Origin of the sequence: Panacagrimonas perspica, from assembly GCF_004364935.1 — a bacterium.
Lineage (GTDB): Bacteria > Pseudomonadota > Gammaproteobacteria > Nevskiales > Nevskiaceae > Panacagrimonas > Panacagrimonas perspica.
Window position 1 is genome coordinate 240,213 of sequence record NZ_SOBT01000009.1, and the last position, 15,052, is coordinate 255,264.

Genomic DNA, 15,052 nt, shown 5'->3' on the forward strand with positions numbered 1-15,052 from the left:
ATTTTATGCGCAGGGCCGGCACCGCGCGCTAGTCAGACGCGCCGCCTTTGCGGATGGAACCCGGTGCACCGCGCTATCCCCGCAGCGAACGCCACAGATCCAGGGCCTGCTCGTACTCGAGGTTGGCGATGTGCCGACCGACCGCGGCCACCGCCTCCCGCCTCTGGGCCGGCAACGCGGCCGCCAACGCTTCGAAGGTGTCCCAGGCGCTGTCCTCGTCGTCTTCCAGCTCCTGCTCCAGCTTGGCGGACAACTGCTTCACGCGCTCCGCATCGACCGGCTGCGTCGTGGTCGTCGACGCCATCGCCGCCCGTAATTCGTGGCGCGCCGCCGTCATCGCAGCGTCGAGTTCGTCGAGTTCGTCCTCATGTGGCGCCGATGCCCCCGCCGCCCCCAGCCGCGCCTCGAGCTTCGCCGCCAGTCGCGACAGCCTCAGGGCGCCGATCTGCGCCCCGAACCCCTTCAGCGTATGCGCCGAGATCGCCGCTTCGGCGAGCTGTCCCGCTTGGGTCTGTACACGGATCCGTTCGGCAAGGTCCTCGCCATCGATGAAATGCAGCGCAAGCCGCTCATACAGCGCGGGCGTCCGCGCGACCCGTCCGCGCGCGCGTTCGAAATCGAAATCCGGTTCGGCGTCCTCGCGACGGTCGCGCCGGTGCAGCACCGGCCCCTCCCCGCGTCCGGTCACGCGCGACAAGGCGGCGAACAGCTCGTCGACGTCGATCGGCTTGCCGACGAAATCGTCCATTCCGGCGGACAGGCAGCGCTCGCGATCCGGCGCCATCACGTTGGCCGTGAGCGCGATGATCGGTACGCGACGCCCGGACTCGGCCGCGCGGATATGGCCGGTGGCTTCGATGCCGTCCATGCCGGGCATGCGCATGTCCATGAAGATCGCGTCGAAGGTCTGCTGCGCCGCCAGCGCGATGCCCTCGGCGCCGGACGCCGCCAGCGACACGATCACGCCCGCCGACTGCAGCAGGTCGCGTGCGACTTCGAGATTGGCCTCGTGATCGTCGACGACCAACGCGCAAAGCCCGGTGAGATCGGCTTCCTGGCGCACAGCGACCACGCGTGGCGCGGCGTCCTGCGACGAGATGCCCAGACTCACATCGAAACGGAAGGTGCTGCCGCGGCCGGGCTCGCTGTCCACGCCGATGCTGCCGCCCATCAATTTCACCATGCGCTTGCAGATGGACAAGCCCAGGCCCGTACCGCCGAACTTGCGCGTGGTCGACGAGTCCGCCTGCACGAACGGCGCGAACAGCTTCGCGATCTGCTCGGCGCTCAGGCCGACGCCCGAATCCTGCACGGCGAAATGCAGCTGCACGCGCTCATCCCCTGCGGACACGGGTGCGGCGCTGACGCGCACCACCACTTCTCCGCGTTCGGTGAACTTCACGGCGTTGCCGCCCAGGTTCAGCAGGATCTGCCCCAGGCGCAGCGGATCGCCGACGAGATTGCGCGGCACGGTGGGCTCGACCTCGATGCGAAACGCCAGCGCTTTTTCCTGCGCGCGCAAACCCACGACGCTCTCGAGGTTGTCGAGCACCTGCGACAGCGCGAACGGCGCGTCGTCGAGTTCCAGCCTGCCGGCCTCGACCTTCGACAGGTCGAGCACGTCGTTGATGATGTCCAGCAGCGAGCGCGCCGCGCTTTCGATCTTCGCGAAGTAATCGCGCTGGCGCTGCGGCTGCTCGGAGCGCAGGCCCAGGTACGCGAAACTCAGCACCGCGTTCATCGGCGTGCGGATCTCGTGACTGATGTTGGCCAGGAACTCGCTCTTGGCGTGGTTGGCGGCCTGCGCCATCTCGGTGGCCCTGGCGAGGCTTTCCTGCAGCTCGTGTTTTTCGGTGTTGTCCTGCCAGAAACCGGTGGCGGCCATCGTGCCGTCGGCCTCGAAGCGCTTGAGCGCGGCCGTGCGCAACCAGCGCAGGCGACCGTCGCGATGGATGATGCGGTACTCGAAGTCGACGTTGCCCTCGGTCGGCGAGGCCATCTGGCCCATGACCACCGGCAGGTCCTCCTGAACCACGCGCTCCATCACGGCCATCGGATTGACGCGACCTTCTTCGGCCGGTACGCCGCACAGTTCCTCGAGGCGATTGCTGATGAACGGAAAGCCGAGCGCACCGTCGGGCGTGCGCCGCAGTTCAAACAGAACACCGGGGGAGCGATCGGTGATCTCGCGTACGCGGCCTTCCGCCGCCTGGGCGGCATCGCGTGCGGCGGCCAGATCGTTCTCGAGCTTGCGGGTGTCGGTGATGTCCTGCCAGAAACCGTTGAAGATCGTCGAACCGTCGGGCTCGCGCTGCGGCAATCCGAGCGAGCGCATCCAGCGGATCTCGCCGCTCTTGGCGTGGCGGATGCGAAAGTCGGTGGACAGCATCGTGAGATTCGCCGTGGCCTCGCGGATCGCCGCGGACGTCACCGAGACGTCTTCGGGCATCAACGTCTCGAAGCGGGCGCGCGGATCGCGCTGACTGGTCTCCTGGTCGATGCCGGTCAGACGCAGGATGCCGTCGGAGAGGTAGGTCATCGTGACGTCGCCCGCCTTGTCCACGCGAAACTGGTACAGCGCGCCCGGCACCGTGTCCGCGATCGTGCGCAGTTGCCGTTCGGCGGTCTCGAGCCGCTCCTGCGCATCCTTCTCGGACGTCACGTCCAGCGCGTAATTGTTCCAGAGCCAGCCGCCGTGCTCGGTGCGGCGAGGCGAGGCGAACGTGCGCATCCAGCGGATGGCGCCGGTGTCGGGACGGCGCAGGCGCACGTCCACCGTGACCGGGCTCATCTTCATCGCGCCTTCCGCGTAGGCGCGCGCGAGGACGGGGAAATCCTGCGGCAGCGTGATCTTCGCCAGCGCCATCGGGTCGGCCAGCAACTGCTCCGGCGTCAGGCCCGTGATGTCGTGCGCACGCTGGCTGACGTAGGTGTAGCGCACGTTCATCTTCTGATCCGTGCTGACCTCGTACACCATGCCCGGCAACGATTCCGCGAGGTCCTTGAACCGGCCCTCCATCAGCGATTCCTGCACGCGATCGCCGCCGAGCTGGTCGGCCGACAAGGGCGTTGGCACCGGAGCAGACACGCCGGGATCGGGAACGTCGTTCAAGGGCGACAACCTGGGGAGAGCATGCTGACGAGGGTAATCGTCGCTCGAAGACCCGTCACGCACGAAACCCGGCAAGGCGCTCGACGTGCCGCTGTCGGGTCTCGATCCGGTGGATGCTTACGGGGCGACCGAAGCCGGCAGCGTCACCGCGAACACCTGGCCGACCTGTACCTGGCCGCCTTCGAGCGACGTGCCATTGAGCTTCATGCCATTCGCCTTCAAGCCGTTCATCTTCATGCCGTTGTAACGCAGCCCGTTGCGCTTCACGCCGTTGAAGGTCATGCCGTTGAGCTTGGATCCGTTCAGGCTGATGCCGTTGATGGTGATGCCATTGATCGTGATGCCGTTGAGGCTGAGGCCGTTGAGGCTGAGGCCGTTGAGGCTGAGGCCGTTGGCCTGCTCGGCGGCCTGCGCCGGCTGGACGCCGACGACGGCCAGGAAGGAAACGACGGCGGCAGCGGCAAAGGTCTTAAAGGTCTTCATGGTGCGTTTCCCGGCTGTTTGGTGTTGGGTGCCGGTTCGTCCCGGCCACGGAACGCACTTTGCCCACCTGCCGGCGAGACATCTCCACGCTCTCCAAACATGATTCAAACCACTTTCACACGCTCCATCCGGAGCCTGAAAACCCTGGAAATCGAGCCCGCCAGGTCGATGCCGACGCGCCCTCAGCGACCGTAGTCGGGGCCTTCCCGCGGCACGTACTCGTATCCGCCGCCATGCCCGCGCACGGTCTTGATCACCGTCGGGTCACCGGGCGTGGGCTCGATCTTCTTGCGCAGCCGCGTGATCCGCATGTCGATCGCGCGATCGAACACCTCGGCCGGATCAATGCCCGCCAGCTCGATCAGCTTGTCGCGCGACAGCACCACTTTCGGGTGATCGGCGAACACCGCGAGCAGCGAGTAATCCGCGCCGGTGATCGGGCAGTCCATCCCGTCAGCGTCGACCAGGCGGCGACGCTGACGGTCCAGGCGCCAGCGGCCGAACCAGACCTCGGCGGACGGCGTCTTCTGCACTGCAGGCACTGCCGCGTGACCGAGCTCAGCCGCAGGAACGGCTGCCATGTTCTTCAGGCGACGCAGCTGCGTGCGCACCCGCGCCAGCAGTTCGCGCATGTCGCAGGGCTTGGCGAGGTAGTCGTCGGCGCCGAGTTCCAGTCCAACGACGCGGTCGGTCGGGCCGTCGATGCTGGTCAGCATGATCACCGGCATCTGCGAGAACGTGCGCACCCAGCTCAGCAGCGCCAGCCCGTCCTCGTCCGGCATCCGCAGATCGGTGATGACCATGTCCGGAGCGAGCTTGGCCACGCCCTCGCGAAACGCCTTCACGCTCGAATACGCATCGACGTCGAATCCGACGTCGACGAGATACCCGCGGATCGACTCACGCAGCGAGTCGTCGTCGTCCACCAGGGCAACTCGGGTCGTCATGGCGAAATCTTAGCGATAAAAGAAGCGTTGGCAGGGGGCGGAAGAAGGCAGGCATGACGGCGGATGCGACGGCATCGACGCCAAACGGGCGTCGATGAAGAGAGTCCGGACACCGCGTGCAACAGGCTGATCACCACGCGGCGTGACATCGTCGCGGCCACGTCACCGTCTCCTCGCCGGGCCTCAGGCCCCATCCGCGAGATGCATCTGCCGCCACAGCGCGAGCGCCTGGGCGTAGTCGAGATTGGCGATCAGCTTGCCGACCGCGGCGTTGGCCTTGCGCTCGCCATCCGGCAGCACCGCCTGCAGGTCCTCGAACGCGTCCCAGGCGGAGTCGTCGTCCGCCTCGAGGCGTCTCAGCAGCTCGGCGGCGAGCGCCGGCACCCGGTCCAGGTCAGCCGAAACGCGGGCGACGGTAGCCGTCTGCTGCCGTTGCCGCAGTGCTGCGCGTGCAGCGATCAGGGCCCGTTCGAGCGCGCCGACGTCGATCGATGCGGTGTTTCCTGCGTCGAGCGCCGCCTCGATCCGCGAGGCCTGCCGGGCGACACGCAGCGCGCCGACCTGTGCAGCGAAACCCTTCAGCGTATGCGCGGCGATGCCCGCAGCCTGCAATCGACCTGCGGCGACTTCCGCTCGCAGGCGTCCGATCAGATCCTCGCCCGCGAGGAAGTCGTTCGCGAGATGGTCGTAGAGCTCCGGCCTCGTCCCGAAGCGTTTGCGGGCCGTCTCGAAATCGAACTCCGGCAGCGGCGCGCCCGAAGTCTCGGGATCCGTCCCGGCGACGTTCGCGGCCCGCGGCGCCACAGACCACACCGCGCGCGTCGCGGTGCTGGCCTCTTCGTCCTCCTCGCGTCCAGTCCAGCGCGCCAGCGTGGAGAACAGCTCGTCCACGGCGATCGGCTTGCCGACGAAGTCGTCCATGCCGGCCGTCAGGCAGCGCTCGCGGTCCGGCGCCATGACGTTTGCCGTGAGCGCGATGATTGGCGTCCGGTGACCGCGGCCCTCCTGCTCACGGATACGCCGCGTGGCCTCCAGGCCATCCATGCCCGGCATGCGCATGTCCATGAAGATGGCATCGAAGCGCTGCGTGCGCGTGATTTCGATCGCCTCCTGGCCGGACGCTGCAAGCGTCGTGCTGACGCCCACCGAGTCGAGCAGCTCGCGCACCACTTGTCGATTGACGTCGTGATCGTCCGTCACCAGCACCGACAGGCCATGCAGGTCGACGCCATCGGTGCGCGCCGCGCGGACCTCCACCTTGCCGTCGGCCAGCGCGAAGGACGCGGTGAAACGGAACGTGCTGCCCACGCCCGGCTCGCTCTCCACCCGGATGTCGCCGCCCATCATCTCGACCAGACGCTTGCAAATCGACAAGCCCAGGCCGGTGCCGCCGAATTCGCGCGACGTCGACGAATCGGCCTGCATGAACGCCTGGAACAGCTTGCCGGCCTGCTCGGACGTCAAGCCGATGCCGGTATCGCGCACGCAGAATTCCAGCCTCACGCTGCCCCCGGCAGCAGCGGCATCCGGTGCCAGCCCCACGGTGATCAGCACGGCGCCCTCGTGCGTGAACTTCACCGCGTTGCCGCCGAGGTTGAGCAGGATCTGCCCCAGCCGCAGCGCATCGCCCACCAGTGCCTTGGGCACGGCCGGGTCCAGTTCGATCTGGAACACCAAGCCCTTCTCCTGCGCGCGCAGGCCGACCACGCTCTCGATGTTGTCCAGCACCTGGCTGAGCGCGAACGGCGCGCGTTCGAGTTCCAGCTTGCCGGCCTCGACCTTCGACAGGTCGAGCACGTCGTTGATCAGGTCGAGCAGGGTCTTGGCCGACGATTCGATGCGCGCCAGGTACTCGCGCAGCTTCGGCGGCGGGTCCGCACGCAGGCCCAGATACGCGAACGACAGGATCGCGTTCATCGGCGTGCGGATCTCGTGACTCATGTTGGCCAGGAATTCGCTCTTCGCGCGGCTCGCCGACTCCGCTGCGAGCTTGGCTTGCGCCAGTTCCCGCTCGACGCGCTTCTCTTCGGTCACGTCCACGGAGTGGCCGATCCAGCGCATCGAGCCGCCTTCCATCTCGCGGCGCGACGAATGCGTGCGCACCCAGCGCAGTTCGCCGTCGGGCTTGAGGATGCGGAAGTCCGAACTCATCGGCCCGCTCTGCGTGAACGAGCGCTGGAATTCCTTGAGCAGGCGTGCGCGATCCTCCAGCGGGATCAGCCGCGTCAGCGCGGTGTTGTCGCGCAGCACCTCGGAACTGGAAATGCCGTAGAGGTCCTGTGCGCCGTCGGTCACGTAGACCGTGCGACTGCCTTCCTTGGGGTGATACTGCGTTTCGTAGACGACGCCGGGCAGCGATTCGGTGATGTCGCGGATGCGCCGCTCGGCGGCTTCCGCCGCGTTCTTGGCCTGCGCCAATGCTTGTTCGATGTGCTTGCTCTCGGTGACGTCCACCGTCAGGCCGATCGAGCGCACCACGCCGCCCTCGCCCTGCCGGCGCGCCGCGTTCGTGCGCAGCCAGCGCCACTCGCCATCCGGTCGATGGAAGCGAAAATCCGTCACCGAGGCAGTCCGCGACTCCGGGTTGCCCAGGTAGTCGTTGCGCATGTTCTCGAGATCTTCCGGATGGACGCGCGACAGGATCGCGTTGGCATCGCGCATCGCCTCCTCGCGCGCCACGCCGTAGACCGACTGCGAGCCCTCGGTCAGAAATTCGGTGCGACGCGTGCCGTCGGGGAAATGGTGGATCTCGAAGACGACGCCGGGCAGCGACTCGGTGATGTCGCGGATGCGCCGCTCCGTGGCCTCGACCGCCTGGCGCGCCAGCACCTGCTCGTGGATGTCCACCGCGTAACCGGTCCACAGCAACGAGCCGTCGTCCTGCCGCACCGGCTTGCAGTAGTCGCGCACCCAGCGCGCTTCGCCGGACGCGCCGAGCACGCGCACGTCGAGCGACATCGGTTCGAGCGCGGTCTTGGCGCGAAGGTAGGCCTGCTGGAACGCCGGCCGGTCGTCCGCGTGGATCCGCGTCAGCATGACCATGCCGTCGGCGTAGATCTGCTCGGCCGTGACGCCGAAGATCGGCAGCACCGATCCGCCGATGAAGTGAAAACGAAATCCACCATCGGGGTACTCGACCTGCGAGAACAGCACGATCGGCACCTCGCCGGCGAGGTCGCGCAGGCCGATGAGCCTGGCCTCGTCCTCATCGCGCAGGCCGCGATCAGCGGCGTTCTTCCAGTGGATCCCGGGCGGTGTCGCGGCCTTGTCCATGACGTCTCCGATCAGCTGCCGGTGCGCGCCACCGGGCGCGAACGGTTGAACAGCAAGGCGCCCGACGTGCGCGCCGTGTCCTCGTTGCAATCCACTGCGGCCGCCAGTCGCGGACAGGCCGCACTCAGCGCTTCGCGCGTCTGTATCTCGGGCCAGCGCGTCCGCGCCACGCAGACGGCGCCCTTGGGACCCCAGCCCGCCTCGAATGCGAACTCGGCGTCGTCCTTCGATCCCGGCATCTGGACGCCGATGTCGTCGTACAGATCGATCGTCGTGCCGTTCTTGGTGTGCGCCACGCCGTCACCGCAGTAGTCGGCGCGCACCATCTGCACGCAGGCAGCGTGATACGGCAGCAGATCCTCGCCCTTGGGTCCTTTCGCCCACGGCCGGTAGCCGAAACGCGCGCACTTGCCGACGGCGCCTGAGACGCAGGTCAGCGTGATCGGGCCTTCACGGCCCGGGTGCCCTTCCGGCAAGGCGATCGGAAAACCCCAGGTCTCGCCGGCCGCATTCGGCGTGCAGGCCGGCACCCATGCGCCCTGCTCGTTCTGCACGCGGAATTCGTGGCGCAGCACGTCGGGATGCTCGGCGTCCGGGACGATCGAATCCAGCCGGATCGAGCCCACCTGCCCGCCCTCGACGGCCATGTGCACGATGGCGCCCTGCATCTGCGTGCCGTGCAGCACGCGGCCGTCGTCGAGCTTGAGCACGAAGGCCGAACCTTCCACGCTCAGGTCCGGCGCCAGGATGGTCTCCGGTTCCTTGGATTTGCAGGCACTCAACGCGACCAGGGCCAGAGCGATCCACCAAACGGAGGGCCGGGAAAGTCCGCGGGTCGTGACGGGGGACGGGCCGCGCTGCAGATTCATTCGATCTCCTTGAACGCGCAAAACCCGCCCCTCCAAGGTGGAGGGGCGGGCGGGGGAATGATGCTTTCGTCGGGCCCTACTTGGCGACGCCTTCCGGCAGGGTGACCGCGAAGACCGTCGACGCCTGCAGCCCGGTGGCCTGAGTGCCGTTCCAGGCATATCCGTTCATCTTGATGCCGTTCCAGACGTAGCCGTTGAGTCGCAGGCCGTTGAGCTTGATGCCGTTGCAGGCCTGGCCGTTGAAGAAAATGCCGTTGAGCTTCACGCCATTGGCGTTCGATGCGGCGTGGGCCGGGATCGATGAGAGGCTGGCGACGAGGGCGAGGGCGGCGGTGGCGAGGAGCTTGTTCATGGAAATCTCCGGAAGGTCAGTGTGGATTCGGTTCGAAGGCTTGCGTCCCTTCGATGGAAACCAGACTACGCACGGGTCGTCACCGGCTGATCACGGCCCGCGGTGACTTTGTCACCGTTGTGTCACCGCGCCGAACGGCATCAGGTTCCCGGTCATGACCTCCCGCCCGAGCGTGCGGCCCCCGCAATGCGCTGAATCGGCGGCACGCAACAGGCGTCCCACCGATTTGTGACAAACCCCCGGGCGCGGCGATCATGTATCCATGTGCCTGATCGCCCTGGCTTGGAAGGCCCAGCCCCAGCACCCACTCGTGCTCGTCGCCAACCGCGACGAGTTCCATGCCCGCGCGGCCGCCCCGTTGGCCTGGTGGGACGACGCGCCGCTCGTGCTGGCCGGCCGTGACCTGCAGGAAGGCGGGGCTTGGCTGGGCGTGTCGCGATCCGGTCGCGTCGCAGCGGTGACCAATGTGCGCGGGCCGGATGCCGCCGTCCGGAAGCCCCTGTCGCGCGGCCAGCTCGTCGCCGATTTCCTGCGCGGGGACGATTCCGCCGCGGCTTACGCCGACCGTCTCGAACACGAGGCCGCCGGCTACGGTGGCTTCAACCTGTTGCTGTGCGACGGCGACGAGTTGCGCTACGTGACCAACCGCCCGCGCTTCCTGTCCGAGGACGTCGCGCCTGGCGTGCACGCGCTGAGCAATGCCCAGCTCGATACGCCGTGGCCGAAGGCACGGCGCGCACGGGCGGTGGTGGAGAACGTCATCCTGCGCGAAAGCCCGGGCGAGGCGATCGACGATGCCGAGCTGCTGGCCGTAATGGCGGACGCCTCGCAGGCGCCGGACGAGGCATTGCCGCTGACCGGCGTGAGCCTGGAGATGGAACGCCTGCTGTCGTCGCCGTTCATTCGCACGCCGACCTACGGCACGCGCTGCACGAGCCTGCTGCGGATCTCGCACACCGGCGAGATCCGCCTGCTCGAACGACGTTTCGGACCGGACGGATTACCCAGCGGCGAGAGCCGCGAGACCTTCGTCGTAACGTAGCCCGGACGAAGTCCGGGATTGCGCCATCTGGAGAGAGGCATCCCGGACTTCGTCCGGGCTACGGACTCAATGCCGCCCGGTGTGCCCGAAACCACCCGCGCCGCGCTGGCTGCTCTCGAACTCCGACACCAGCTCGAACTCGGCCCGCACCACCGGCACGATCACCAGCTGCGCGATGCGCTCGCCGGGATTGATGACGAACGCGGTCTGGCCGCGGTTCCAGCACGACACCATCAGCTCGCCCTGGTAATCGGAATCGATGAGACCGACGAGATTGCCCAGCACGATGCCGTGCTTGTGACCCAGGCCCGAGCGCGGAAGGATCACGGCGGCCAGGCCCGGATCGGCGATGTAGATGGCCAGGCCCGTGCGCAGCAAGGTGGTCTGTCCGGGCGCGAGATCCAGCGGCGCATCCAGCAGCGCCCGCAAGTCCATGCCGGCCGAACCGTCGGTGGCGTGCGCCGGCAACGGCAGTTCGCGGCCCAGGCGCGGGTCGAGGATCTTCAGCTGGATGCGGGTCATGAGTGCTTTTTGTTGTCGATGTGCAGGCGTTCCACGATCAGGGCCGCCAGTTCTCGCGCGAGCTGATCCTTGCCGGCCTGCGCGAGTTCGCGCCCGCCGCCGTCCCAGAACACGCTGAGCTGGTTGTCGTCCCGATCGAATGCGCGTCCCTGTCCCACCCAGTTGGCGGCGATCAGGTCGAGCTTCTTCTTCGTGAGCTTCTCGCGCGCGTGGGCTTCGAGCTTCTCGGTCTCCGCCGCGAAGCCGACGATGAACAGGTCCGGCTGCGCGGCGCGCACGCGAACCAGGATGTCGTCGGTGCGCGTCAACGCCAGCGACATCGCCTCGCCCTTCTTCTTGATCTTCTCGCCGGCGATTTCGGCAGCGCGGTAGTCGGCCACCGCGGCAGCGCCGACGAACAGGTCGGCGTTCTTCGCTGCCTCGAGCGCCGCATCGCACATCTGCTGTGCGGACTCGACGTCGATGCGCGTTGCGCCCGGTGGCACGCCCAGGTTCGTCGGGCCGGAGATCAGCGTCACGCGCGCGCCCAGCTGCGCGAGTGCCAGGGCCAGCGCGTAGCCCTGCTTGCCGGAGGAGCGGTTGGTGATGAAGCGCACCGGATCGATCGGCTCGCGCGTCGGTCCGGCGGTGACGACGACGTGCTTGCCGGACAAGGGGCCCGAAGACAGCAGGCTGGCCACGTCGGCGCGCAGGTCGGTCGGCTCGCGCATGCGGCCCTCGCCCACTTCGCCGCAGGCCTGGAAGCCGGCGCCGGGACCCAGCACGTTCACGCCGCGCGCGATCAGCGCCGCAACGTTGGCCTGCGTGGCCGCGTTGGACCACATCAGGCGATTCATCGCCGGCGCGATCGCCAGCGGCTTGTCGCTCGCCAGGACCAGTGTCGTCATCAAATCGTCCGCTCGGCCCTGCGCGAGTCGGGCGATCACGTCGGCCGTGGCCGGCGCGATCAGGATCAGGTCGGGCCAGCGAGCGAGTTCGATGTGGCCCATCGCGCTTTCCGCCTGGGCGTCCCACAGCGAATCGCGCACCGGCTTTCCGGACAGCGCCTGGAATGTGGCCGCACCGACGAAGTGCTTGGCCGCTTCGCTCATGACCACCTGCACGTCCGCGCCGGCCTCGACCAGGCGGCGCGTCAGGTCGGCCGCCTTGTAGGCGGCGATGCCGCCGGCGACCCCGAGCAGGATGCGGCGGCCGTGGAGGCTGGGAATCGCTGAAGAGGCGCTCATGCCCGAAGTTTAGAGGACCCGTAGCCCGGGCGAAGCCCGGGGTTCTCCTCGCGTACGGAGTGCAACCCGGGGCTTCGCCCGGGCTACGTTCGCCTTGCGCATGCGCAGAGCGGTCAAGTCGCTACGGCGTGCTGCGCCGCGTAATTCGCCTCGACCACCGCCAGCGCGACCATGTTGACGATGCGTCGCACCGTCGCCGACGGCGTCATGATGTGGACCGGAGCGCCGCAGCCCAGCAGGACCGGACCCACCGCCACGTTGTTGCCGGCGGCGGTCTTGAGCAGGTTGTAGGAAATGTTGGCGGCGTCGAGGTTGGGCATCACCAGCAGGTTGGCCGAACCCTTGAGCGTCGAGTCCGGCAGGATCGACTGGCGCAGCTTGGCGTCCAGCGCGCAGTCGCCGTGCATCTCGCCGTCCACTTCCAGCTCGGGCGCACGTTCGCGCAGCAGGCGCAGCACGTCTTGCATCTTCTTGGCCGACGGCGAATCCCAGTTGCCGAAGTTCGAATGCGACAGCAGCGCGGCCTTCGGCTCCAGGCCGAAGCGGCGGATGTTCTCGGCCGCCAGCACAGTGATCTCGGCGAGCTGCTCGGCCGTGGGATCGAGGTTCACGTGCGTGTCGACGATGAACACCTGCCGGTCCGGCAGGATCAGCGCGTTCATGGCGCCGTAGCAGCTCGCGCCCGGCTCGAAGCCGATCACGCGATCGACGTACTGCAGGTGACGACCGTAGTTGCTCACCGTGCCGCAGAGCATGCCGTCGCCCTCGCCTTTCTTGAGCAGCATCGAGGCGATCAGCGTCGGGCGGCGGCGCATCTCGAGCTTGGCGTACTGCGCCGTCACGCCGCGGCGCGCCATGATGCGGTGATAGTCCCTCCAGTACTCGACGTAGCGCGGATCGTTCTCGGTGTTGACGATCGTGAAGTGCACGCCGGGCTTCAGGCGCAGGCCGAATTTCTTGATGCGCTTCTCGATCACGGCCGGACGACCGACCAGGATCGGCACGGCCAGCTTGTCGTCGACGACGACCTGCACCGCGCGCAGCACGCGCTCCTCCTCGCCCTCCGCGAAGATGATCCGCTTCTTGGCCGCCGGCGCCTTGCGCGCGCCCTCGGTGACCGGGCGCATCATCGTGCCGCTGTGCGTCGTGAATCGCTGGAGCTGCTCGCGATAAGCCTCGAAATCCGCCATCGGGCGGGTGGCCACGCCCGACTCCATCGCGGCGCGCGCGACGGCAGGCGAGATATTGACGATCAGGCGCGGATCGAAGGGCTTCGGGATCAGGTACTCGGGCCCGAACTGCAAATTCTCGATGCCGTAGGCGCTGGCCACGACGTCGCTCTGCTCCATGCGAGCCAGTTCCGCGATGGCGTGCACCGTCGCGATCTCCATCTGCCGCGTGATCGTCGTGGCGCCGACGTCGAGCGCACCACGGAAGATGAACGGGAAGCAGAGGACGTTGTTGACCTGGTTCGGATAGTCGGTTCGACCGGTCGCGATGATCGCGTCGTCACGCACCGACTTCACTTCCTCCGGCAGGATTTCCGGCGTCGGATTGGCCAGCGCGAAGATCAGCGGCCGCGCATTCATCTTCGCGACCATCGCCGGCTTGAGCACCCCGCCTGCCGACAGCCCCAGGAACATGTCGGCGCCTTCGATGACCTCGGAGAGCGTGCGCATCGGCGTGGGCTGCGCGAAGCGCGCCTTGTCCGGATCCATCAGCTCGACGCGGCCCTCGTAGACCACGCCGGCGAGATCGGTCAGCCAGATGTTCTCGCGCGGCAGGCCTAGGTCCAGCAGAAGATCGACGCAGGCCAGCGCGGCAGCACCGGCGCCGCTGACGACGAGCTTGATCTTCGCGATGTCCTTGCCCACGACCTTCAGGCCGTTGAGCGTGGCGGCGCCGACGATGATCGCGGTGCCGTGCTGGTCGTCGTGGAACACCGGAATCTTCAGGCGGCTGCGCAGCGCGCGCTCGACGTGGAAGCACTCGGGCGCCTTGATGTCCTCGAGGTTGATGCCGCCGAACGTCGGCTCCAGCGCGGCGATGACCTCGATCAGCTTGTCCGGGTCACGCTCGTTGATCTCGATGTCGAACACATCGATGCCGGCGAACTTCTTGAACAGCACGCCCTTGCCTTCCATCACCGGCTTGGCTGCGAGCGGACCGATGGCGCCCAGGCCCAGCACCGCGGTGCCGTTGGTGATCACGCCGACGAGATTTCCGCGCGAGGTGTAGCGGAACGCGTTGGCCGGGTCGGCGACGATCTCTTCGCAGGCCGCGGCGACGCCGGGCGAATAGGCCAGTGCGAGGTCGCGCTGGTTGACCAGGCTCTTGGTCGGCGTGACCGAGATTTTTCCGGGGGTGGGACGCTCGTGATACAGCAGGGCGGCTTCGCGCAGTTCTTCTCGGATTTTCACGGTATGGTGGACAACCGGATTGAAACGGGCGCGTATCCTGCCATGGGTAGGGGCCTGCACTGCATGACGCCATGTGCAGAAGCACGTTCTCCGGCGCCTGCGACGCGCGACAGACTCGTCGGCATGTCGATCAACGACTGGCCCGAAAGCGAACGTCCGCGCGAGAAATTGCTCGCCAGGGGCGCCGCTGCGCTTTCGGACGCCGAGGTGCTCGCCATTTTCCTGCGCACCGGCATCTCCGGTCACAGTGCGGTGGACCTGGCGCGCGAACTCCTCGCACGCTTCGGCAGCCTGCGCGCGCTGGTCGCGGCGGGGGCCACGCAGTTCTGCGAATCGCGTGGACTGGGCGAGGCCAAGTACGTCCAGATGCAGGCCGTGATGGAGATCAGCCGCCGCGTGCTGGCCGAGGATCTCAAGGCGCGCGACGCGCTGGCCGATCCCGCGGCGACGCGGCGCTATCTCTCTGCCTGGCTACGCGATCGCGACCACGAGGTGTTCGCCGGACTCTTCCTGGACAGCCAGCATCGCGTGCTCGCGGCGGAGGAGCTGAGCCACGGCACGCTCGACGCGGCCAGCGTGTACCCGCGCGAGGTGGTCAAGCGGGCGCTCGCGCTGGGCGCCGCCGCGGTGATCTTTGCGCACAACCATCCCAGCGGGATGGCGGAACCGTCGGCGGCAGACCGGATACTGACCGAGCGGCTCAAGCAGGCGCTGTCGCTGGTCGACGTGCGCGTGCTCGATCACTTCGTCGTCGGCGAGGGTGTGCCGACGAGCTTTGCGGAACGGGGGTGGATCTGAGCCGGAGA

The 15,052-nt window shown here is 67.6% G+C and carries 11 protein-coding genes; 2 read left to right on the plus strand and 9 right to left on the minus strand.

From position 1 onward, the window contains the following. Positions 1 to 73: 73 nt before the first annotated feature. The 6 genes from DFR24_RS12670 to DFR24_RS12695 form a co-directional block, all read right to left on the minus strand. Entirely contained in the window at positions 74 to 3,112 is a 3,039-nt protein-coding gene (locus DFR24_RS12670) for a PAS domain-containing protein (RefSeq protein WP_133881783.1), read from the minus strand. 117 nt (positions 3,113 to 3,229) lie between these two features. Beyond that, positions 3,230 to 3,595: a hypothetical protein gene (locus DFR24_RS12675; RefSeq protein ID WP_133881784.1), complete on the minus strand. Its 366-nt coding sequence runs from the start codon at positions 3,593 to 3,595 to the stop codon at positions 3,230 to 3,232. Between the two features lie 182 nt (positions 3,596 to 3,777). Beyond that, the gene (locus DFR24_RS12680; protein ID WP_133881785.1) at positions 3,778 to 4,542 is read right to left on the minus strand and encodes a response regulator; all 765 of its coding nucleotides are present in this window, start codon (positions 4,540 to 4,542) and stop codon (positions 3,778 to 3,780) included. Between the two features lie 183 nt (positions 4,543 to 4,725). Next, a complete protein-coding gene (locus DFR24_RS12685; protein ID WP_133881786.1) occupies positions 4,726 to 7,815 on the minus strand; it encodes a PAS domain-containing protein in 3,090 nt (1,029 codons plus the stop codon). 11 nt (positions 7,816 to 7,826) lie between these two features. Beyond that, positions 7,827 to 8,684 carry an ADYC domain-containing protein gene (locus DFR24_RS12690; RefSeq protein WP_133881787.1) on the minus strand — a complete coding sequence of 286 codons (858 nt, stop codon included), beginning with the start codon at positions 8,682 to 8,684 and terminating at the stop codon, positions 7,827 to 7,829. A 76-nt stretch (positions 8,685 to 8,760) separates the two neighbouring features. Then, complete coding sequence (locus DFR24_RS12695; RefSeq protein ID WP_133881788.1) at positions 8,761 to 9,036, minus strand: hypothetical protein; 276 nt, start codon at positions 9,034 to 9,036, stop codon at positions 8,761 to 8,763. Between the two features lie 262 nt (positions 9,037 to 9,298). Between DFR24_RS12695 and DFR24_RS12700 the strand changes: the two genes are divergently transcribed. Then, a complete protein-coding gene (locus DFR24_RS12700) occupies positions 9,299 to 10,078 on the plus strand; it encodes an NRDE family protein (RefSeq protein WP_133881789.1) in 780 nt (259 codons plus the stop codon). Between the two features lie 66 nt (positions 10,079 to 10,144). On the opposite strand, the gene dut is transcribed toward DFR24_RS12700, so the two are convergent. From dut to DFR24_RS12715, 3 genes are all read right to left on the minus strand, one after another. Further along, a complete protein-coding gene (dut, locus tag DFR24_RS12705) occupies positions 10,145 to 10,600 on the minus strand; it encodes a dUTP diphosphatase (RefSeq protein WP_133881790.1) in 456 nt (151 codons plus the stop codon). Next, positions 10,597 to 11,826 carry a bifunctional phosphopantothenoylcysteine decarboxylase/phosphopantothenate--cysteine ligase CoaBC gene (gene coaBC / locus DFR24_RS12710; protein ID WP_133881791.1) on the minus strand — a complete coding sequence of 410 codons (1,230 nt, stop codon included), beginning with the start codon at positions 11,824 to 11,826 and terminating at the stop codon, positions 10,597 to 10,599. Before coaBC ends, dut begins: the two co-directional genes overlap by 4 nt. Before the next feature lie 113 nt (positions 11,827 to 11,939). Continuing rightward, a complete protein-coding gene (locus DFR24_RS12715; RefSeq protein ID WP_281280169.1) occupies positions 11,940 to 14,246 on the minus strand; it encodes an NADP-dependent malic enzyme in 2,307 nt (768 codons plus the stop codon). 123 nt (positions 14,247 to 14,369) lie between these two features. Here DFR24_RS12715 and radC point away from each other — a divergent pair, with 123 nt between their 5' ends. Further along, positions 14,370 to 15,044 (plus strand): RadC family protein, encoded by a 675-nt coding sequence (gene radC, locus DFR24_RS12720; protein ID WP_133881792.1) that lies wholly within the window; start codon positions 14,370 to 14,372, stop codon positions 15,042 to 15,044. Positions 15,045 to 15,052 lie beyond the last annotated feature (8 nt).